Below are 19,573 nucleotides of genomic sequence, written 5' to 3'. Positions count from 1 at the left end.
ACCCAGGTGCGTCCGAAGCCGCCTTCTTGGCAATCGGGCGCTGCCTGCCTCAGGGGGGCAACGGGTCGTGGGAACAGCCGGGCGTGCCCGGCGCGTGAGGAGGATGGAATGCGCAAGTTACTTCTGGGCACGACCGCGGTGGTCGGTGCGGCGCTTCTCGCGCCGGCCGTCGCCGTGGCGCAGCAAGCCCCGACCGTTCGCGTCGGTGGTTATTTCCGCGCCTACTTCGGCTATACGCAGCAGACTGGCCAGGCACCGACCAACGTCTCGATGAACGCCCAGAACGGCGGCGCGAACGATGCGAACAGTGCCGTTGGCAACACCAACCAGTCCGCCCGCCTCGGCAAGACCGACATCTCGACCGACGCCGAAATCCATGTCTTCGTCAACGGCAAGACGGCCAATGGCCTGACCTACGGCGCCGTGGTCGAGATGCAGTTCGACTCGGCGGAAGGCTCGGTGCGTGGCGGCGCCCGCCGCGCTGTCCAGAGCAAGACCACCGCGGCCATCGACGAGATGTACGCCTTCATCGCCTCGCCGACCCTCGGCCAGATCCGCTTCGGTGACGAAGACGGTCCGTTCGGCGGCCTGATGAACACCGGCTGGGTGTCCAACTTCGGTACCGGCGGCGTCTTCGGCGACTTCGAGAGCTTCGTGACCCGCCCGACCCGCACCGGCACCACCCCGGGCGGCGTCGGCGACAACTCGAAGATCGTCTACCTGTCGCCGCAGTTCTTCGGCTTCGACGTCGGCGTCTCCTACGCGCCGAACGAGGGCGAGGGCGAAGACACGGGCTGCTTGAACAGCTTCGCCAGCACCAACTGCGACCGCGTCACGGCGATCACCAACCCGCAGGGCAATGGCCGTTCGCACGACATGCCGGGCCGGCGGAACGAGGTGCAGTGGATGGCGCGCTGGCGCGGGTCGCTGGCCGGCGTCGGCCTCTCGGCCTCTGTCGGTGGCATGCACTCCCAGGTCATCAAGAACATCGACCTGGCCGGCAACATCAACCGCAACCTGCGCAACCCGGAAGTCTACCAGGCCGGCCTGCAGGCGACGTACATGGGCTTCACCCTGGGTGGTGGCTACATGTTCGGCAACACCAACTTCTTCTACATCCCGACCCTTCGTGGCTCGAAGGACATGTCGCAGATCTTCGGCGGCCTGTCCTACACCGCCGGTCCGGTCAGCATCGGCGCCAACATGTACTCCGGCCAGTACTCGGGCAGCGATGCCAACCCGCGCGGCCAGCGCCGCTGGGCCTACTCCATCGGCGCCAACTACCGCCTGGCCCCGGGCCTCGACCTGGTCGCCGAATATGTGCGCCAGGAGTTCAAGGAGCCGGGCACGCCGCAGCAGGGCTTCACCGCGGCAAACGCAGCTCCGGGCAACGACCTCCGCGACCGTGCGTCGGCGAACGTGTTCCTCACCGGTGTCCGCCTGGCGTTCTGATCCGCCAGGAAACTCCATGGGGCGGGGCGGCGGAGCGATCCGCCGCCCCGTTTCCATTCACGCTCTTGCGGCTTCCGCCTGATCGGGCTTAACCGATCCCCGTCCTACGGTGGTCAAGCAAGCCATGAAGCACCTTTTCCTTGCCGCCTGCACGGTTCTGCCGCTGATGGCCGGCTGTTCCGCCGAGAATCGTCGGCTGGTGCAGAACGACGAATATGGCGACTGGCGGGGGTCCTCCGTCCGCAACCGCCCGTCCGGGGCCTCCTCCGGCCTGGTGATCTTCGGTGTCGACAAGGAACGCCAGGAGCGGGAAGCCGCCGCCGCCGGCGGCGGGAGCGGGCTTGCGGTGAACGCCTATCTCTGGCGCGCCACCCTCGACACCCTCGCCTTCATGCCGCTGGCATCGGCTGATCCCTTCGGTGGCACCATCATCACCGATTGGTACGCCCCACCAGCCTCGCAGAACGAACGCTTCCGCGCCCAGGCCTATGTGATGGGCCGCCAGCTCCGCTCGGATGGCGTGCGCGTGCAGGTGTTCCGCCAGGTGCAGGAACGCGGCCAATGGGTCGACGCGCCGGTCTCCGCCGCCACCAACTCCGAATTCGAGGACAAGGTGCTGGCCCGCGCACGCGAGCTGCGGAGCCAGTCCGCGGCGCGCTGAGGCGGCGCCCGGATCGGATCACGGACCGGCCTGAGCGCTCCAGCGCTCGGGCGCCCGCGTAAGATCTCCGGCAGGCGTCCGTCAGCCCAACCCCGCCCGTACCACCACCAGTGCCGCCAGCCCGGCCAGCAAACCCGGCAGCAGCCGCCCGCGCAGCAGTCTCCAGGCCAGCAGCCCCGCGCCAAGCCCGGCCAGCCTTGCCCCCAGCGGCACCCCCGCCAGCGCCCCGACCGGCGCCACCACCGCCAGGGCGACGAAGGCCGCAAGCGTCGCCTGACTGACCGCCGCCGCCCATTGCACCAGCCAATGCCGTGGCCCGAGCGCGCCTGCCACGGCCAGCCCCATGGCCCGCAGCGCCAGCATCGCCGCCGCGGTCAGCAGCAGCGCGAGGTCAGCGGCCATGGCGGCCAAGCAGGAAGGCCATCGTGCCGCCCAGCAGCCCGGCCGCCAGCAGCCCCCAGGCCGGGGGCAGCAGCAGGGCCAGCGGCGCCGCGGCCACACCGCAGAGGATCGCTCGGCGCGGCCCCGCCACGCCAAGGTCGGCCGCCATCAGCAGGGCAAAGTACAGCGGATTGGCGAAGACCAGCGCCGCCAGCGTCGTCGGCCCCAGCAGCGGCGCCGCCAGGAATCCGGCCGCCGTCGCCAGCCCCGCCACCATCCAGGACACCAGCGCGAAGCCGAGGAACCAGCTCAGCCGCCGCTCCGGCGCCAGCCCCGGCAGCACCCGCATCGCCGCCGCCCAGGGGGTGATGGCGATGAAGGGCAGCGCCAGCCAGCGCCGCCAGCCCAGAGGGCCAAGCCAGGGGGCCAGCGCCAGCGCCATCGGCAGGAAGCGCGCATTCGCCGCCGTCGCCCCCAGCACCGCCGGGACGACCGGCCCCGCCACGGCGCCGAGCAGCACCACCTGCCCGGCCATACCATAGACCAGCAGGGAGGCGCCGATTGCCCAGCCCAGCCCCAGGCCGCTTGCCGCGACCGCGGCGCCGAAGGCGAGGAAGGTGACGGCCATGGCGATCGCCGGGGCGCCGAGGGCGGCGGCGGCGCCAGGGCGCAGGGGGATGAGGTACCGCATGCGAGGCGGCGCATCCTGCCACGCCGGGCCGGAAGCGCCATCCGTGCGGCGGATGCCGCGGATCGGTTCTGCGCATTGGCGCCGCGGCGGAGCGAGGCGGAGGATGCATCTCACCCTCCTCTCCCCCATCTGGAGTGCCCGCCATGACCTCTGGCACCGCTTCCCATCCGCCCTTGCGGGACATGCGGCTGACCACCGGCGCCATCACCTGGTTCATCGGCTTCGTGGTCGCGCTGGAATTCGCGCTCAGCCACCTGGTCTAATGACACCTGATCTGTTGGCGCCGGCAGGTTCCCGCCGGCGCCCATTCGGGCTAGGCTGGGTAGGTGTCCGCCGTCCTGCCTTTCTGGAAGACCAAGCCGCTGCACGGCATGAGCCGCGCGGAATGGGAAAGCCTTTGCGATGGCTGCGGCCGATGCTGCCTGCACAAGCTGCGCGACGAGGATACCGAGCGGCTGGCCTTCACCGAAGTCGCCTGCCGGATGCTCGACACCCATTCCTGCCAGTGCAAGGACTACCCCAACCGCAAGCGGCATGTGCCGGATTGCGTCAAGCTGACCCCGGCCAAGGTGGCCCAGGTGGACTGGCTGCCGCCCTCCTGCGCCTATCGGCTGGTGGCCGAGGGGCGCGACCTGTTCTGGTGGCACCCGCTGGTGTCCGGCGATCCGGAGACGGTGCATAGCTCCGGTGCCTCGGTGCGCGGTCGCGCGGTGCCGGAACGCGAGGCCGGCGCGCTGGAAGACCATGTCGTCCGCTGGCCCGGCATGTGGCCGAAGGCGCGGCAACCGAAGCCCCCTGCTGAGATCCCCGAAGGAAACGCAGCCCCATGAAAAACGCGCTGTTCGGTGGCGTGAACGCCGCCGTGCTCACCGCCATGAAGCCCGACCTCTCGCCCGATCCGGACCGGATGGCGGCGCATGCGAAATGGCTGCTGGCGAATGGCTGCAACGGCCTCGGCGTGCTCGGCACCACCGGGGAGGCCAACAGCTTCGGCCTGCATGAGCGGAAGGCGATCCTGGAAGGGCTGATCGCCCGCGGCATCCCGGCCGGGGCGATGATGCCCGGCACCGGCTGCGCCAGCCTGACCGACACGGTGGAGCTGACCCTGCATGCCAAGGCGCAGGGCTGCCGCGGCGTGCTGGTGCTGCCGCCCTTCTACTACAAGAACCCCTCCGACGATGGGCTCTTCGCCTATTTCTCCGAGGTGGTGAACCGGGTCGGCGGCGGCATCGCGCTCTATCTGTATCACTTCCCGCAGCAATCGGCGGTCCCCTTCAGCCTCGACCTGATCGGCCGGCTGCTGAAGGCCTTCCCCGGCGTCATCAAGGGGGTGAAGGACAGCAGCGGCGTCTACGCCAACATGAAGGCGATGGCCGACAACTTCGCCAAGGACGGGTTCGAGGTCTATTCCGGCTCGGACGAGTTCCTGCAGCAGATGCTGGCCGATGGCGGCGCGGGCTGCATCACCGCGGCCTCCAACGCCAACAGCCATTGGGGCGGCATCGTCTATGCGAAGCGCACCGGGGCCGAGGCCGACAAGGCGCAGGCGGTGCTGAACGCCACCCGCAAGGCGGCGACCAGCGTCGCGCTGATCCCCGGGCTGCGCGAGATCATCGCCCGCTCCACCGGAGATGACGGCTGGCGCACCATCCGCCCGCCGCACCTCAAGCTGGACAAGGCGCAGGCCGATGCGGTCTGGGCCGCCTGGCAGGCCGCCGGGGCGCTGCCGCTGCCGGGGCTGGCAGTGAAAGCCGCGGCGGAGTGAGCGGAGCTGGCGGCTTCACCGAGCCGCTGCGCTGCCGGGAGCCGGCGACCGCGACCGTGCAGGTGGATACCGGGCACGTCCGGGTCACCCGCTGGGACTTCAACCCCGGCGCGGAGACGGGCTGGCACCGCCATGGCTGGCTCTATGTGGTGGTGCCGGTCACCGACGGCACGCTGCTGATCGAGTTGCCGGGCGGCCAGACCCTGACCGCCGAGCTGAAGGCCGGCGTCGCCTACAGCCGCGACGCAGGGGTCGAGCACAATGTGGTCAATGCCGGCGCCGCCCCCCTCTCCTTCGTCGAGACCGAGGTGAAGGGGCTGCCCGGCTGACCTGGGCGGCCTGAGGTAGGCCGACCGACCCTCTCGGCTGGTGGGACGCGCCGCCGCTCCAGGCACGACCGGGAGCGGCGTCCCGCGGGCGGGGACGCGCCACGGTAGTGTTTGCCGGCCGTTCCGCAACGAAGCGTGTCAAGCCGTTGCCGCCGACGGCCCCGAAGGTCCATCTTCCGGGTTATGGAATTGCGTGACGCTGAAACCGTGGCCCTCCCAGCGGGGGAGCTTGCCACAGCTCAATCCTGCCCGGTGCGCTGGCGCCGGTCCCGCCGCGCCCGGCGGGTCAGCCTGCGGATCGATGCCCGGGCCGGGGAGGTGGTGGTGACCCTGCCGCCGCGGGCCGGCCGCCGTGCCGGGATGGCGCTGCTGGCGACCCATGCCGCCTGGGTGATGGGAAGGCTGGCCGCCCTCGCCCCGCATATCGCGCTGGAGCCCGGTGCCGAGGTGCCGCTCGGCGGCGCACCGCATGTCATTCGCCATGTGCCGGATGCGAACGGCGAGGTCTGCCTGGCCCCTGGCGCCATACTGGTACCGGGCGAAGCCGAGGCGGTACCGGCGCGGACCGCGGATTTCCTCCGGGCGGAGGCGCAGCGGCGGATCCGCGTGCTGGCGGCGGGCCATGCCGCGCTACTTGGCGTCACCCCGCGCATGATCCGGCTGAAGGACACCCGCAGCCGCTGGGGCAGCTGCGCCCCGGACGGCACGCTGGCCTTCTCCTGGCGGCTGGTGATGGCGCCGGATTGGGTGCTCGACTACGTGGTGGCGCATGAGGTTGCCCATCTGAAGGAGCTGAACCACGGCGCGCGCTTCTGGACGCATGTGGAAAAGCTCACCCCCCACCGCGACGCCGCGGTGGAATGGCTCCGCACGAACGGGCCGGCCCTGCTGCGGGTGGGCTGACCTGGCGTCCGGCGTCCTTCCGCGGCAGGCGTGCCGAAGCGCCCATCGTGAGGGACCTCCCCCCACGAAAGCGCGCAGCGATGTCGTGGAGAGCGTCAGCGCGGCAGGAAGCCGACAAGCCGCTCCACCTCGGCGACGATCGGGTCGGCGATCGCCTCGGCCCGCTCGGCGCCGAGGCGCAGCGCCGCATCCAGCGCCGCGGGATCGCCGAGGAGCCGCGCCATCTCCCCCTGGATCGGCGCCAGATGCGCGACCAGCGCCTCGCACAGCACCTCCTTGAACGCGCCGAAGCCCTTGCCGCCATGCTCGCGCAGCACGTTCTCCGGCAGGGTGCCGCTGATGGCAGCGAGGATGCCGACCAGGTTGCGCGCCTCCGGCCGGGCCTCCAGGCCGTTCACCTGCTCCGGCAGAGGCTCCGGATCGGTCTTGGCGCGACGGATCTTGAGGGCGATGGCGTCATGGTCGTCGGTCAGGTTGATGCGCGACTGGTCGGAGGCATCCGACTTCGACATCTTCCTGGTGCCGTCGCGCAGCGACATGACACGCGCGGCGACGCCCTGGATCAGCGGGTCGATGTGCGGGAAGAAATCCACCCCGTAATCGTGGTTGAACTTCTCGGCGATGTCGTTGGCGAGCTCCAGATGCTGCTTCTGGTCGTCGCCCACCGGCACCAGCGTCGCCTTGTAGGCCAGGATGTCGGCCGCCATCAGGTTCGGATAGACATAGAGGCCGGAGGAGGCCGCCTCGCGGTCCTTGCCGGCCTTGTCCTTGAACTGCGTCATTCGGTTCAGCCAGCCGAGCCGGGCCACGCAGTTGAAGATCCAGGCCAGCCGGGTGTGCGCCTGCACATGGCTCTGCACGAACAGGATGCAGCGCCGCGGGTCCAGCCCGCAGGCGATCAGCGCCGCAGCCATCTCCCGCGTCTGGGTGGCGAGCTGCTTCGGATCCTGCCAGACGGTGATGGCATGCAGGTCGACGACGCAATAGATCGCGTCATGCGTCTCCTGCAGCGGCACCCAATTGCGGATGGCGCCGAGGTAGTTGCCGAGGGTCGGGATGCCGGAGGGTTGGATCCCGGAGAAGACGCGCTGCATGGCTGGTGTACCGGTTCGCTGGCTGCGACGGGGGTGATCCCCCGTGGCGGCCGGCAGGTCAAGCTTTCGCCGGCTTGCGCCGCCGGCGCAACAGACCGCGCAGTTCCCGCCAGTCCAGCACCCGCAGCAGGACGGCGGCGCCGAAGTAGCAGAGCATGCCGGCACCGATCAGCGCCGCCAGCGCGGCGAAGCGCCAGCCCGGCCCGGCCGGGAACAGCACGGCACCCAGGGCCAGCAGCACGCCGCCCATCAGCAGCGCCGCCAGCAGCAGCCGCGGCGCCCGCCGGCGCAGCCGCCGGTCGGCCAGGAAATGCCCCCGCCACCACAGCAGCGCACCCAAGGCCAGCGCATTCGCCCAGGCCGAAAGCGCGGTCGCCAGCGCCACGCCGACATGCGACAGCCATGGGGTGAGGATCAGGTTCAGCGCCAGGTTCAGCGCCACGGCGCCAAGCCCGACCTTCACCGGCGTCGCGGTGTCGCCGCGGGCGAAGAAGCCGGGGGCGAAGATCTTCACCAACACATAGGCCGGCAGGCCGATGGCATAGGCCGAGAGCGCCGCGGCCGTCGCCTGCGCCTCCGCCAGCCCGAAGACGCCGCGCTGGAACAGCACGGTGACGATGGGCTCCGCCGCCACCGCCTGGCCCACCGCCGCCGGCAGGCAGAGCAGCAGCGAAAGCTCCACCGCCCGATTCATGGTGCGGTGCGCCGAAAGGCTCTCGCCCGACCGCACCTGCCGCGACAGCAGCGGCAGCATCGCCGTGCCCACCGCCGCACCGATGACGCCGAGCGGCAACTGCCCCACCCGGTCGGCGTAGTAGAGGTAGGAAACCGCGCCGGCCGGCAGGAAGCTGGCGATGATGACGTCGATCGCCAGGTTGAGCTGGGTCACCCCGGCGCCGAGCACCCCCGGCACCATCTTGCGCAGCACCTGCCGCACCTCCGGCGCCAGCGACGGCAGCCTGAGGATGTGCAGCGCCATCCCCGCCCGCGCCGCGGCCCAGAGCACCAGGCCTAGTTGGACGGCGCCGGAGACCGTCACGCCCCAGGCCAGCGCATGCGCGGGGGTCGCCACGAAGGGCGTCAGCACCAGCAGCGCTGCCATGGACAGCAGGTTGAAGAAGATCGGCGCCGCCGCGGCGGCGGCGAAGCGGTCCAGCCCGTTCAGCACCCCGGAGACCAGCGCCGTCAGGCAGATCAGCAGCAGGTAGGGGAAGGTGATCCGGGTCAGTTCCACCGCCAGCGCGAATTTCGCCGGCTCGTCGGCGAAGCCCGGCGCCAGCACCCGCATGAGCTGCGGCATGGCCAGGATGCCGATCACCACCAGCAGGCTGAGCCAGAGGGTCATCAGCGCCGCCATGCGCTCCGCCAGCTGCTGGGCGACGCGCGGCCCCTGCACTGCCAGGGTCCCGGCGAAGGCGGGGACGAAGGCGGCGTTGAAGGCACCCTCCCCGAACAGTCGGCGGAACAGGTTGGGCAGCTTGAGAGCGACGAAGAAGGCGTCCGCCATCGGCCCGGCGCCGAGCCGGGAGGCGATCAGCATGTCGCGTGCGAAGCCGAGAATGCGGCTGGCCATGGTCCAGCCGCCGACGGTGAGGACGCCTTTGAGCATCGGCGCGGTCTAGAGCAGAACGGCGACCACGGCGAGGCACCGTAAGGTGTTTCGCTTCGGCTGGCGTCCTGCGGCATCTGCGGCGGTCATGCACCCGCTCGCCCCGCATCGCTACCTTCGCCTTCTCCGCCACCGGGCGCGGCGGGAGGCCGCGCTGCGCAGCTGGGTGCGCAGCAGCGAGGTGGGGGTGGTGGTGCTCGCCACCCTGACCGGGGCCGGCGTCGGGGTGCTGGCCTGGGGCATGGGCGCGGCGGCGCATGGGTTGCAGCGGCTGCTCTACGGGCTGGGGCCGGAGGCGCGGCTCTCGACCACCACCTTCCTGCCGAGCTGGCGGCTGCTGCTGGTGCCGGTACTGGGCGGGCTGGCGCTGGCGCTGCTCAACTGGGCGATCGCCCGCTGGCGGGCGAAGCCGCCGGTCGACCCGATCGAGGCGAATGCCCTGCATGGCGGCCGGATGTCGCTTTCGGATGCGGTGGTCGTGGGGGCGCAGACCGTGGTGTCGAACGGCTTCGGCGCCTCGGTCGGGCTGGAGGCGGGCTATGCCCAGGCCGGCGGCGGCCTTGCCTCCCGCCTCGGCGCCGCCTTCTCGCTGCGCCGCGGCGACCTGCGGATCCTGGTGGGCGCCGGCACCGCCGGGGCGATCGGCGCCGCCTTCGACGCGCCGCTGACCGGCGCCTTCTACGCCTTCGAACTGGTGATCGGCACCTACAGCATCGGCGCGTTGTTCCCGGTGGTGGCCAGCGCGGTCACCGCCGTGCTGGTGGCCCGCAGCCTTGCCGCCCACAGCGTCCAGGTTGAGGCGTTAGTGCCGAGCGTGATCGACACCTCGGCCTATCCGCTGGCGCTGGCTGTCGGCGCCCTGTGCGGCCTCTCGGCGATCCTGCTGATGCGTGGGGTCGGGCTGGCCGAGGCAGGGCTGGCGCGGCTGATCCCTTCCCCGATGCTGCGGCTGGCGGTGGGCGGGCTGGCGGTCGGGACCCTGGCCCAGGTCTCGCCGGTGGCGCTTTCGGCCGGGCATGGCGCGCTGCACCTGACGCTGGTGACGGAGGCGCCGGCCTGGCCGGTGCTGGCGCTGCTGCTGGTGAAGGCGCTGGCCTCCATCCTGTCCATCGGCAGCGGCTTCCGCGGCGGGCTGTTCTTCGCCTCGCTGCTGATCGGCGGTCTGGGCGGCAAGCTGTTCGCCGCGCTGCTGGCGCTGCTGGACCCGCCCGGGCCCGACCCGCTGCTGATGGTGCTGGTGGGGATGAGCGCCTTCGGGGCGGCGGTGATCGGCGCGCCGCTGGCGATGACCTTCCTGGCGCTGGAGACCACCGGCAGCCTGGCGGTCACCGGGCTGGTGCTGGCCTCGGTCGCGGTCTCCGGCCTGATCGTCCGGCGGCTGTTCGGCTATTCCTTCGCCACCTGGCGCTTCCACCTGCGGGGGGAGTCGATCCGCAGCGCGCATGACATCGGCTGGATCAACGACCTGACAGCGGCGCAGCTGATGCGGCGGGACGTGGCGCAGGTGCCGCAGGACATCGACCTGGCCAGTTTCCGCCGCGCCTTCCCGCTCGGCGCCACGGCGCGGGTCGTGGCGGTGGATGCGGCAGGCTGCTACGCCGGGCTGGTCTCGGTGCCCGAGGTCCATGCTGCGCCGCCCGAGGTCACCTGCCTGGCGCCGCTGCTGCACCATCGCGGCACGGTGCTGCTGCCGGGCATGAATGCGCGCGACGCCATGGCCGCCTTCGGCCTCGCCGAGGCCGATGCGCTGGCGGTGGTGGAGCCGGCCAGCCACCGGCCGGTCGGGCTGCTGACCGAGGCCCATCTGCTCCGCCGCTACGGAGAGGAAGTGCAGAAGCGCCGGCGCGAGGAAAGCGGGCTCTGGTCCGGGACCGGTTGAGCTACTCCTGCGCCAGCCCGCCCGAGGCGTCGCGGCTGCCCTTGCCGGTGGCCTGGTCCGGACTTTGGCCGGCGGCCTCCGCGCCGCTGTCGTCCGGCTTGCCCTTGACCGGGATGTTCACCGGCCCGCCCGGAGCCTTGGCGTCCGTGCGGTTCACACCGGTTGCGCGTTCGGCCTCCGGGTACTGGTGCTCGGGGGATTTGTCGCGGGGCGGGGCCTTGGGGCCGTCGGCGGTGGTGCGGCTGCTGACGGTGTCCTCGTAATCGGCGCCGGCGCCGGGGAAGGGGGGGTCGGGCTTGCGGTCGGCTGGCATGGCGGTCTCCCGTGGCATGCCACAGGGAACGCGCCGGCAAAGCCCAGGGTTTACGCCCGGTCCGCCGCCGCCCGCGCCGCCACCGCGACCGAGCCGCCGCCATCCGCCGCCGGCGGCGCCAGCGCCGCTTCCATCGCCACGCGCAGGCTGGCCAGCTTGCGCTCGTTCTCCACCTTCAGGCCGAAGACATCCTTCACGTAGAAGACGTCCACCGCCCGCACGCCATAGGTGGTGATATGGGCGGAGGCGATCTGCAGCCCCTCGCCGCTGATCGCTGCGGTCACGTCATGCAGCAGCCCCGGCCGGTCGCGGCCGTTCACCTCGATGACGGTGTGGGTGTTGCTGGCGTGGTTGTCGAAGACCACCCGCGGCGGCACCGTCACCGCCCGCAGCCGGGCCGGCTCCCGCCGCACCTTGCAGATCTCCTCGCGCAGCCTGAGCCGGCCGGACAGCGCCTGCTCCACCAGCACCGAAAGCCGGGCCAGCCGGTGCGGCGCATCGAAGGCGCCGCCGGCGGCGTCCTGCACCCAGAAGGTGTCGAGCGCCATGCCATTGGTCAGGGTGTGGATGCGGGCATCGACGATGCTGGCCCCGGCCACCGCCAGGGCGCCCGCGATCCGGCTGAAGAGGCCTGGATGGTCGGCGGCATAGACCGTGATCTCGGTGACGGCGCGGCTTTCGAGCACCCGGGTGCGCACCGTCAGCGGCGCGTTGCTCGCCTCCGCCTCGCGGATCAGCGCGGCATGGCGGGCATGGGTGTCGGCGTCGAAGGAGAGCCAGTAGCCGGAATAGCCGCGGGCGAGGAAGGCGTCCCGCTCGGCTGCCGGCCAGGCGGCGAGCATGGCGGCGGCGGCATCGCGGGCACGGGCGACGCGCACGTCGCGCTCCGGCACCGAAAGCCCGCCGGCCAGCACTTCCGCCACCCGCCAGTAGACCTCCCGCAGCAGGGTGGCCTTCCAGCCGTTCCAGACCTTGGGGCCCACCGCCCGCATGTCGCAGACGGTCAGCACCAGCAGCAGCCGCAGCCGTTCCGGCGATTGTACCAGGTCGGCGATGTCGAGGACGGTCTTCGGGTCCTCGATGTCGCGCTTGAAGGCGGTCTGGCTGACCAGCAGGTGGTGCAGGACGAGCCAGGAGACGGTCTCGGTCTCCTCCGGCGTCAGGCCGAGCCGCGGGCAGAGCTCGGTGGCGATGCGGGCGCCGAGTTCCGAGTGGTCGCCGCCGCGGCCCTTGGCGATGTCGTGCAGCAGCGCCGCCATGTAGAGCGCGCGACGCGATTGCAACTGGCCGATCAGCTCGGAGGCGACCGGCGCCACTTCCACCAGCTCGTTGCGCTCGACCTGCTGCAGCACGCCGATCGCCTCGATGGTGTGCTCGTCCACCGTGAACACATGGTAGGTGTCGAACTGCATCAGCCCGACGATGCGCGCCCAGTCGGGGATGAAGCGGGAGAGGAACCCCGTCTCGTTCATCAGCCGCAGCCATTGCGCCGCGTCCTTGCCGGTCAGCAGGTCGAGGAACAGCGTATTGGCTTCGGACTGGTCGCGCAGCGCGGTCGCGTGGTGGGCGTTGCGGATCAGCGCCCGGATCGCCAGCGGGTGGATCTCCAGCTTGCGGTCGCGCGCCGCCTTCAGGATCCGCAGCATCAGGATCGGCTCGCGGGAGAAGTCGCGGTTCGGCGGCGCCGCCACCAGCTTGCCGTCGGCGAAGGCCAACCCCGCCTCGGCCAGCGCCGCATCGCCATGGCGGCGGGTGGCGGGGGGGCCGAGCGCCGCGCGCTCGATCGCCGGCTCCAGCACCCGGGTCAGGCGGAGCACGTCGCGCACCGTCAGGAACAGGTGCTTCATGAAGCGCTCGACGCCGTCCTGCCGGCCGCGCGGGGTGTAGCCCATGCGGGCGCCGACCACCGGCTGGAAGTCGAAGGTCAGCCGCTCCTCGGCCCGTCCGGCGACGTAGTGCAGGTGGAAGCGGACGGTCCAGAGGAAGTTCCAGGCCCGGCGGATGGCCCGCGCCTCATGCTCGGTCAGCAGGCCGCCGCCGGGGCTGTCGGCGCCGACCAGCTCCGGCATGCGCTGGGTGTTGAAGGCGTAGCGCGCCAGCCAATAGAGGGTCTGCAGGTCGCGCAACCCGCCGCGGCCTTCCTTCACATGCGGCTCGACCAGATAGGGGCTGTCGCCGTAGCGGGCATGGCGGCCGGCCCGTTCCGCCCGCTTGGCAGCGAGGAAGGGACCGAGCCCACGCTCCTGCCGGGTGCGGTGGAAGACTTCGAGGAAACGTTCGAAGACCGGGCGGTCGCCGACCAGGAAGCGAGCATCGACCAGGGCGGTGAGCACGGTGGTGTCCCGCCCGGCTTCCTCCATGCAGTCGCGGATGGAGCGGGTGGCATGGCCGACCTTCAGCCCGAGGTCCCACAGCAGGTAGAGCACGAACTCCACCATGCGCTGCACCCGCGGCCCGGCGGATTGCTCGGTGAGGAACAGCAGGTCAATGTCGGAATAGGGCGCCAGCACGCCGCGGCCGTAGCCGCCGGTGGCGACCAGGGCGAAGGGCGGCTCGGCCTCCTCCGCCGGGTTGCGGGGCGGGACCATGGCCACGGCATAGGCGTGGATCGCCTGCATCAGCCCGTCGGTCAGCGCCGCCAGCCAGCGGGCGGAGGCGAGACCGGAGAGCTCCTGCGCCTCGAAGGCGTCCTGCACCCGAAGCTGGATCCGGCCGAGGTGGCGGCGGAGCAGGTCGAGTGCCGCCTCCCGGCGGATCGGCGAGCCATCGGGCGCGCCGGTGAGTTCCGCGATCAGGTCGGGGATCACAGAAGGTGCATCGGCCAGCGCGGTGGAGCGCTGGGCCGTCGCCCTGGCGGGAAATGCGGCCGCGGATGTCATTCCCCCCAGCCTAGCCCGGCTCATCGGTTGTTGACAGCACCATTGAGCAACGCCTGCAACCGATACAGCGTCTGTTGCGCTTCCCGCGGCGAAACCGTGTCCGGATCGATCGCCGCGAGCGCCTCCAGCGCCGGGTGCTGGGGGACCGGATCCGTGGGCGCGGCCGGTCCCGCCGGTGGCCGGGCGAACAGCGGCAGCTCCTCGGACAGCGGATCGAGGCCGCGGGCGCGGGCCTCCAGCGCTTCCAGCACCTGGGCGGCGCGGGCCAGCACGACACGGGGAACGCCGGCGAGCCGTGCCACATGCAGCCCCCAGCTTCGCTCCGCCGCGCCCGGGCCGACGCTGTGCTGGAACACCACCTCGCCCTTCCACTCCTTCACCCGCATGGTGGCGAGGGTCAGTTCGGGCAGCTTGCCGGCCAGCGCGGTCAGCTCATGAAAATGGGTGGCGAAGATCGTCCGGCAACGGGTGCGGTCGTGCAGCGCCTCCAGCACCGCCCAGGCGACCGCCAATCCATCCCAGGTGGCGGTGCCGCGGCCGACCTCGTCCAGCACCACCAGCGACCGCGGCCCGGCCAGGTTGAGGATGGCCGCCGTCTCGGCCATCTCGACCATGAAGGTGGAGCGCCCGCCGGCAATGTCGTCGGCGGCGCCGACGCGGGAGAACAGCCGGTCGACCAGCCCGAGCCGCGCCGCCTCCGCCGGGAGGTAGAAGCCGGCCTGGGCCAGCACGGCGAAGAGCGCGTTCTGCCGCAGGAAGGTGGATTTGCCGGCCATGTTCGGCCCGGTGAGCAGGCAGATCCGCCGGCCTGGCGACAGGTCGCAGTCGTTGGGCACGAAGGCGCCGGCCCGGTTGCGCGCCAGGGCGGCGGCGACCACCGGATGGCGGCCGCCGGTGATGCAGAACTCCGGCCGCTCGGTCAGCTCCGGCCGGCACCAGCCGCCCTCGGCGGCCAGCTCGGCGGCAGCGGCGTGCAGGTCGATCTCGGCCAGCGCCTCGGCCGCCGCGGTCAGGCCGGGGGCAGCGGCCAGGCAAAGCTCGCGCAGATGCCGGGTGATCCGCTTCTCCCGCCGCGCCGCCTGGTCGGCGGCCTCGGACAGGCGGCGGTCGAGGTCGGCCAGGGCGGCGCAGGTGAAGCGATGGCCATTGGCCATGGTCTGGCGGTGGATTGGGGCGAAGGCGCCCGTCGCGGTGGCCGGCGCCTCGCGCAGCAGCTTCTCCCCGGCCGCCGCCGGCAACTCGGCCAGATAGCCGAATTGCTGGTGGTGGCGGACCTTCAGCGCGGCGACGCCCCAGGCCTGGGCGAGGTCGAGCTGCAAGGCGGCGATGGCGCCGCGGGCATCGTCGCGCAGCCGCCGCAGCGCATCCAGCTCGCCATCATAGCCGGGGGCGATGATACCGGGGTCGTCGAGCCGGGCGGGCAGGCTCTCGGCCAGGGCGCGCGCCAGTTCGGCGCCAGGGTCGGGGGAGGGGCGCAGGGCGCGGCCGGCGGCGGCCAGCAGCGGCGGGATGGCGGCGAGGCCGCCGGGGTGCTCCAGCGCCTCGGCGATGGCGGCGGCGCGGGCGAGGCCGTCACGGACGGCGGCGAGGTCGCGCGGCGCAAAGCGGTCCAGGGAGAGCCGGGCCAGCGCCCGCGCCACGTCCGGCGCGCCCTTCAGGCGGGCGCGGATGGCGGCGCGCAGCGGCGTGGCGGCCAGCAGCGCCGCCACCGCGTCGTGCCGGGCGGCGATCGGCTCGACCTCGGCCAGCGGCGCGCCGAGCCGGGCGGCCAACGCCCTCGTGCCGGCGGCGGTCACCGTGCGGTCCACCGCGCCCAGCAGGCAATCCTGCGTACCACCGCGCTCGGCGCGGAGGATTTCCAGGCTGCGCCGGGTCGCCGCGTCCATCTGCAGCACGCCCTGGCCGCCGCGCGGCACCGGCCGCGACAGATGCGGGAAGGCGTCCTTCTGGGTGGCGCGGAGATAGTCGATCGCCATGGCGGCGGCGGCGATCTCGGCCGGGTGATATTCGCCGAAACCGTCCAGGGTGGCGACATGATAGGCCTCGGCGACGCGGCGGGCGGCATCGCGCGGCGGTGCCGTCGCCACCGCCCCGGCAAGGCCGAGCGCCGGCGGAGCCAGGATCTCGGCGGGTTCCAGCCGGGCCAGCAGGGCCGGAAGGTCCTCCGCCGCCAGCACCTCGGTCTCGAAAGCGCCGGTCGAGATGTCGAGCCAGGCGGCGCCGAGCCGTTCCGCATCGGGGGCGAGGGACAGCAGCCAGGCAGGGCGGGCGGCCTCCAGCAGGCTGTCCTCGGTGATGGTGCCCGGGGTGACCAGGCGCACCACCTCCCGCCGCACCGCGCTGGCCTTGCGGCGCTTGGCTTCCTCCGGGGTTTCCATCTGCTCGGCGATGGCGACGCGGAAGCCGCGCCGGATCAGCCGGGCGAGGTAGCCCTCATGGCTATGCACCGGCACGCCGCACATGGCGATGCGCTGGCCCTGGTGCTCCCCGCGGTAGGTCAGGGCGATGTCGAGCGCCCCGCTGGCCGCCTCGGCATCGGCGAAGAACAGCTCGAAGAAGTCGCCCATGCGGAAGAACAGCAGCGCATCCGGGTGCTGCGCCTTGCAGGCGAACCATTGCGCCATGGCGGGCGAGGCGCCCTCGGCGGAGGGCAGCGGCGGGGCGGCGGTCTGATCCATGGCCCCTACCTAGCCTGCAAGCGGCCCTGACGTAATCGTCCGGGGCGATGCAGCAGCCTTCGCCGATGCGAAGCAGCCTCCTTCCCGAACCCTCGCGCGGCTGCGATGCTGGACGGTACGTCGGGCGGCGGCAGTGCATCGCCCAGGGATCGGGTCGAGGGAACGCGGGAATGGACGACGGTCGCAACGGAACCATGCCGGCCGATGGGCGCACCGCCCGCGTCACGCCGGAGGAAGCGCTGGCCATGCATGCCGAGGGACGCCCCGGCAAGCTTGAGATCCGCCTGACCAAGCCGCTGATCACCGCCCGCGACCTCAGCCTCGCCTATTCGCCCGGCGTCGCCGAGCCCTGCCTGCACATCCATCGCGACCAGACGCTGGCCTATGACTACACCTCGAAGGGCAATTTCGTCGCCGTGGTGTCGAACGGCACCGCGGTGCTCGGCCTCGGCAACCTCGGCGCCATCGCCTCCAAGCCGGTGATGGAGGGCAAGGTCGCGCTGTTCAAGCGCTTCGCCGATGTGGACGGCATGGACCTCTGCATCGACACCGAGGACGTGGACGCGATGATCAACGCGGTCCGCTACCTCGGGCCGAGCTTCGGCGGCATCAATCTTGAGGACATCAAGGCGCCCGAGTGCTTCATCATCGAGCAGCGGCTGCGCGAGCTGATGGACATCCCGGTGTTCCACGACGACCAGCACGGCACGGCGATCGTCGCCGCGGCCGGGCTGATCAACGCCGCGCACCTGACGGGGCGCGACCTGGCGACGACAAGGCTGGTCATCAACGGCGCCGGCGCCGCCTCCATCGCCTGTGCCGAGCTGCTGCGGGCGATGGGCATGCGGCCCGAGAACATCATCATGTGCGACACCAAGGGGGTGATCTGGCGCGGCCGCACCGAAGGCATGAACCAGTGGAAGTCGGCCCATGCGGTGGAGACCTCGGCGCGCAGCCTGACCCAGGCGCTGGAAGGCGCCGACGTCTTCTTCGGGCTTTCGGTCAAGGGCGCGGTGACCCAGGACATGGTCCGCGCCATGGCCGACAAGCCGATCATCTTCGCCATGGCCAACCCGGACCCGGAGATCACGCCGGAGGAGGCGAAGGCGGCGCGGCCGGACTGCATCGTGGCGACGGGGCGTTCGGACTACCCGAACCAGGTCAACAACGTCCTCGGCTTCCCCTTCATCTTCCGCGGCGCCCTCGACGTCCGCGCCAGCACCATCAATGACGCGATGAAGATCGCCGCCGCGCGGGCGCTGGCGCTGCTGGCGCGGGAGGATGTGCCGGAGGAGGTCAACACCGCCGGCGCCGGCAAGTCGCTGCGCTACGGGCCGGAATACATCATCCCCAACGCCTTCGACCCGCGGCTGATCTCCCGCGTGCCGGTCGCCGTCGCCAAGGCGGCGATCGAAAGCGGTGTCGCCCGCAAGCCGATCACCGACCTGCCGCGCTATGCCCGGACCCTGGCGGCGCGGCTCGACAGCACCGCCAATGCGCTGGAGCTGATCACCGAGCGGGTCCGCGCCAACCCGCGCCGCGTGGTCTTCGCCGAGGGCGAGGAGGAGAAGGTGATCCGCGCCGCCATCGCCTTCCACAACGCCGGCTACGGCACGCCGGTGCTGGTGGGACGGGAGGACCGGATCAACGCCACCTGCCGTGCCATCGGCGTGCCGCTGCCGGACGGGATCGAGATCCGCAACGCCCGCAACTCCGACAGCAACCTGCGCTATGCCGAGTACCTGTATGGCCGGCGGCAGCGGGAAGGCTTCCTGTTCCGCGACTGCCAGCGGCTGGTCAACCAGGACCGCAACGTCTTCGCCGGCTGCATGCTGGCGCTGGGCGATGTCGATGCGGTCGTCACCGGCCTGACCCGCAGCTATTCGGTGGCGCTGGAAGGCATGATGGCGGCGATCGACCCGGCGCCGGGCAGCCCGCTGTTCGGGTTGACACTGATGCTGGCGCGGGTGTCCGGCACCGTCTTCGTCGCCGACACCGCCATCCATGAGCGGCCGGATGCCGCCACCCTGGCCGAGATCGCGGTGCATTCGGCGGCGGCGGCGCGGCGCCTCGGGCATGAGCCGCGGGTCGCCTTCCTGTCCTTCTCGACCTTCGGCGACCCAAAGGGCTCGATCCCCGGCAGCATCCGCGATGCGGTGAAGCTGCTGGACGAGCGCCAGGTGGACTTCGAGTATGACGGCGAGATGGCCGCCGATGTCGCGCTCGATCCCGCGCTGCGGGCGCATCTCTACCCCTTCAGCCGGCTGACCGGGGCGGCCAATGTGCTGGTGATGCCGGGGCTGCACGCGGCGCATATCCTCACCCGGGCGACGCCGCGGCTGACCAGCGCCACCACCATCGGCCCGCTGCTGATGGGGCTGTCGAAGCCGGTGCAGATCGTGCCGATGGACGCCAGCGTGAACCAGCTGCTCGACATGGCCTGCCTCGCGGCGCATGCGGCGATCGGGAGGTAGTGTCCTGGCCGCGCGGCTCATCTTCACCATCGGCTATGGCGAGGCGACCCCGGACCGGGTGATCGCCACGCTGCGGGCGGCGGAGGTCACCACCCTGGTCGATGTCCGGGCCATCGCCAACAGCCGCAAGCCTGGCTTCTCCAAGACCGCGCTCTCGGCGGCGCTGGAGGCGGCGGGGATCGGCTATCTGCACCTGCGCCCGCTCGGCACCCCGGCGGCGGGGCGGGTGGCGGCGCGTTCTGGCCGGCCGGCCGAGATGCGACGCATCTTCACCGCCCATCTTGCCGGCACCGAGCCGCAGGCGGCGCTGGCCGGGCTGGCGGAGCGGGCGACGCGGGAACGGGTCTGCCTGCTCTGCCTTGAGGCCGATCCGGCAGCGTGCCACCGGACGCTCGTAGCGGAAGCAGTGGCAGCAGGGGTGCCCGGGGTGGTAGTGACGCATCTCCACCCCAGCTGAGGGTCCGC

General features: G+C 71.8%; 16 protein-coding genes. 9 read left to right on the top strand and 7 right to left on the bottom strand.

Features of this window, described 5'->3' with window-relative positions:
- The first annotated feature begins 138 nt into the window (after nt 1-138).
- Both H7965_RS02920 and H7965_RS02915 read left to right on the top strand, forming a co-directional pair.
- Nucleotides 139-1,452 carry a porin gene (locus H7965_RS02920; protein ID WP_186769024.1) on the top strand — a complete coding sequence of 438 codons (1,314 nt, stop codon included), beginning with the start codon at nt 139-141 and terminating at the stop codon, nt 1,450-1,452.
- A gap of 124 nt (nt 1,453-1,576) precedes the next feature.
- Complete coding sequence (locus H7965_RS02915) at nt 1,577-2,113, top strand: DUF3576 domain-containing protein (RefSeq protein ID WP_186769023.1); 537 nt, start codon at nt 1,577-1,579, stop codon at nt 2,111-2,113.
- An 81-nt stretch (nt 2,114-2,194) separates the two neighbouring features.
- Here the strand turns inward: H7965_RS02915 and H7965_RS02910 are convergent, their stop codons facing one another.
- Both H7965_RS02910 and H7965_RS02905 read right to left on the bottom strand, forming a co-directional pair.
- Nucleotides 2,195-2,515 (bottom strand): hypothetical protein, encoded by a 321-nt coding sequence (locus H7965_RS02910; RefSeq protein ID WP_186769022.1) that lies wholly within the window; start codon nt 2,513-2,515, stop codon nt 2,195-2,197.
- On the bottom strand, nt 2,505-3,185 hold the full coding sequence (locus H7965_RS02905) for an AzlC family ABC transporter permease (RefSeq protein ID WP_186769021.1): 681 nt from the start codon (nt 3,183-3,185) through the stop codon (nt 2,505-2,507). Before H7965_RS02905 ends, H7965_RS02910 begins: the two co-directional genes overlap by 11 nt.
- 326 nt (nt 3,186-3,511) lie before the next feature.
- On the opposite strand from H7965_RS02905, the gene H7965_RS02900 reads away from it, so the two are divergent.
- The 4 genes from H7965_RS02900 to H7965_RS02885 all read left to right on the top strand — a co-directional run bounded on the left by H7965_RS02900 (nt 3,512) and on the right by H7965_RS02885 (nt 6,182).
- On the top strand, nt 3,512-4,015 hold the full coding sequence (locus tag H7965_RS02900; protein ID WP_186769020.1) for a YcgN family cysteine cluster protein: 504 nt from the start codon (nt 3,512-3,514) through the stop codon (nt 4,013-4,015).
- Nucleotides 4,012-4,950, top strand: coding sequence for a dihydrodipicolinate synthase family protein (locus H7965_RS02895; RefSeq protein ID WP_186769019.1), 939 nt, complete (start codon nt 4,012-4,014; stop codon nt 4,948-4,950). Before H7965_RS02900 ends, H7965_RS02895 begins: the two co-directional genes overlap by 4 nt.
- Nucleotides 4,947-5,279, top strand: coding sequence for a cupin domain-containing protein (locus H7965_RS02890; RefSeq protein ID WP_315898674.1), 333 nt, complete (start codon nt 4,947-4,949; stop codon nt 5,277-5,279). The genes H7965_RS02895 and H7965_RS02890 overlap by 4 nt, the downstream gene beginning before the upstream one ends.
- A gap of 252 nt (nt 5,280-5,531) precedes the next feature.
- Entirely contained in the window at nt 5,532-6,182 is a 651-nt protein-coding gene (locus H7965_RS02885) for a M48 family metallopeptidase (protein ID WP_229682406.1), read from the top strand.
- Between the two features lie 95 nt (nt 6,183-6,277).
- On the opposite strand, the gene trpS is transcribed toward H7965_RS02885, so the two are convergent.
- Together trpS and murJ are read right to left on the bottom strand one after the other, a co-directional pair.
- The gene (gene trpS / locus H7965_RS02880; protein ID WP_186769017.1) at nt 6,278-7,276 is read right to left on the bottom strand and encodes a tryptophan--tRNA ligase; all 999 of its coding nucleotides are present in this window, start codon (nt 7,274-7,276) and stop codon (nt 6,278-6,280) included.
- Between the two features lie 58 nt (nt 7,277-7,334).
- The gene (gene murJ, locus H7965_RS02875) at nt 7,335-8,885 is read right to left on the bottom strand and encodes a murein biosynthesis integral membrane protein MurJ (protein WP_186769016.1); all 1,551 of its coding nucleotides are present in this window, start codon (nt 8,883-8,885) and stop codon (nt 7,335-7,337) included.
- A gap of 88 nt (nt 8,886-8,973) precedes the next feature.
- On the opposite strand from murJ, the gene H7965_RS02870 reads away from it, so the two are divergent.
- Nucleotides 8,974-10,764 carry a chloride channel protein gene (locus H7965_RS02870; protein WP_186769015.1) on the top strand — a complete coding sequence of 597 codons (1,791 nt, stop codon included), beginning with the start codon at nt 8,974-8,976 and terminating at the stop codon, nt 10,762-10,764.
- Nucleotide 10,765: 1 nt separating this feature from the next.
- Here the strand turns inward: H7965_RS02870 and H7965_RS02865 are convergent, their stop codons facing one another.
- From H7965_RS02865 to mutS, 3 genes are read right to left on the bottom strand one after another with little or no spacing between them, the layout of a single operon-like run.
- The gene (locus H7965_RS02865; protein ID WP_186769014.1) at nt 10,766-11,077 is read right to left on the bottom strand and encodes a hypothetical protein; all 312 of its coding nucleotides are present in this window, start codon (nt 11,075-11,077) and stop codon (nt 10,766-10,768) included.
- 50 nt (nt 11,078-11,127) lie between these two features.
- Nucleotides 11,128-13,956, bottom strand: coding sequence for a [protein-PII] uridylyltransferase (locus H7965_RS02860; RefSeq protein ID WP_229682405.1), 2,829 nt, complete (start codon nt 13,954-13,956; stop codon nt 11,128-11,130).
- 20 nt (nt 13,957-13,976) lie between these two features.
- A complete protein-coding gene (gene mutS / locus H7965_RS02855) occupies nt 13,977-16,634 on the bottom strand; it encodes a DNA mismatch repair protein MutS (RefSeq protein WP_186769012.1) in 2,658 nt (885 codons plus the stop codon).
- A gap of 170 nt (nt 16,635-16,804) precedes the next feature.
- Here mutS and H7965_RS02850 point away from each other — a divergent pair, with 170 nt between their 5' ends.
- On the top strand, nt 16,805-19,108 hold the full coding sequence (locus H7965_RS02850) for an NADP-dependent malic enzyme (protein ID WP_186769011.1): 2,304 nt from the start codon (nt 16,805-16,807) through the stop codon (nt 19,106-19,108).
- Nucleotides 19,089-19,565, top strand: a complete 477-nt coding sequence (locus H7965_RS02845; RefSeq protein ID WP_186769010.1) for a DUF488 domain-containing protein — start codon at nt 19,089-19,091, stop codon at nt 19,563-19,565. The genes H7965_RS02850 and H7965_RS02845 overlap by 20 nt, the downstream gene beginning before the upstream one ends.
- Nucleotides 19,566-19,573: the final 8 nt, after the last annotated feature.

It is taken from the genome of Siccirubricoccus deserti, assembly GCF_014283215.1.
In the GTDB taxonomy this organism is placed as follows: Bacteria; Pseudomonadota; Alphaproteobacteria; order Acetobacterales; family Acetobacteraceae; genus Siccirubricoccus; species Siccirubricoccus deserti.
Note: the sequence above shows the minus strand (reverse complement) of the source record. Positions and strands in the feature narration are given on the sequence as shown.

Coding starts and splice junctions, on each gene's coding strand:
- mutS (WP_186769012.1), bottom strand. CDS start 16,634: ATGGATCAGACCGCCGCCCCGCCGCTGCCCTCCGCCGAGGGCGCCTCG.
- H7965_RS02915 (WP_186769023.1), top strand. CDS start 1,577: ATGAAGCACCTTTTCCTTGCCGCCTGCACGGTTCTGCCGCTGATGGCC.
- trpS (WP_186769017.1), bottom strand. CDS start 7,276: ATGCAGCGCGTCTTCTCCGGGATCCAACCCTCCGGCATCCCGACCCTC.
- H7965_RS02895 (WP_186769019.1), top strand. CDS start 4,012: ATGAAAAACGCGCTGTTCGGTGGCGTGAACGCCGCCGTGCTCACCGCC.
- H7965_RS02905 (WP_186769021.1), bottom strand. CDS start 3,185: ATGCGGTACCTCATCCCCCTGCGCCCTGGCGCCGCCGCCGCCCTCGGC.
- H7965_RS02910 (WP_186769022.1), bottom strand. CDS start 2,515: ATGGCCGCTGACCTCGCGCTGCTGCTGACCGCGGCGGCGATGCTGGCG.
- murJ (WP_186769016.1), bottom strand. CDS start 8,885: ATGCTCAAAGGCGTCCTCACCGTCGGCGGCTGGACCATGGCCAGCCGC.
- H7965_RS02845 (WP_186769010.1), top strand. CDS start 19,089: ATGCGGCGATCGGGAGGTAGTGTCCTGGCCGCGCGGCTCATCTTCACC.
- H7965_RS02860 (WP_229682405.1), bottom strand. CDS start 13,956: ATGACATCCGCGGCCGCATTTCCCGCCAGGGCGACGGCCCAGCGCTCC.
- H7965_RS02870 (WP_186769015.1), top strand. CDS start 8,974: ATGCACCCGCTCGCCCCGCATCGCTACCTTCGCCTTCTCCGCCACCGG.
- H7965_RS02865 (WP_186769014.1), bottom strand. CDS start 11,077: ATGCCAGCCGACCGCAAGCCCGACCCCCCCTTCCCCGGCGCCGGCGCC.
- H7965_RS02850 (WP_186769011.1), top strand. CDS start 16,805: ATGGACGACGGTCGCAACGGAACCATGCCGGCCGATGGGCGCACCGCC.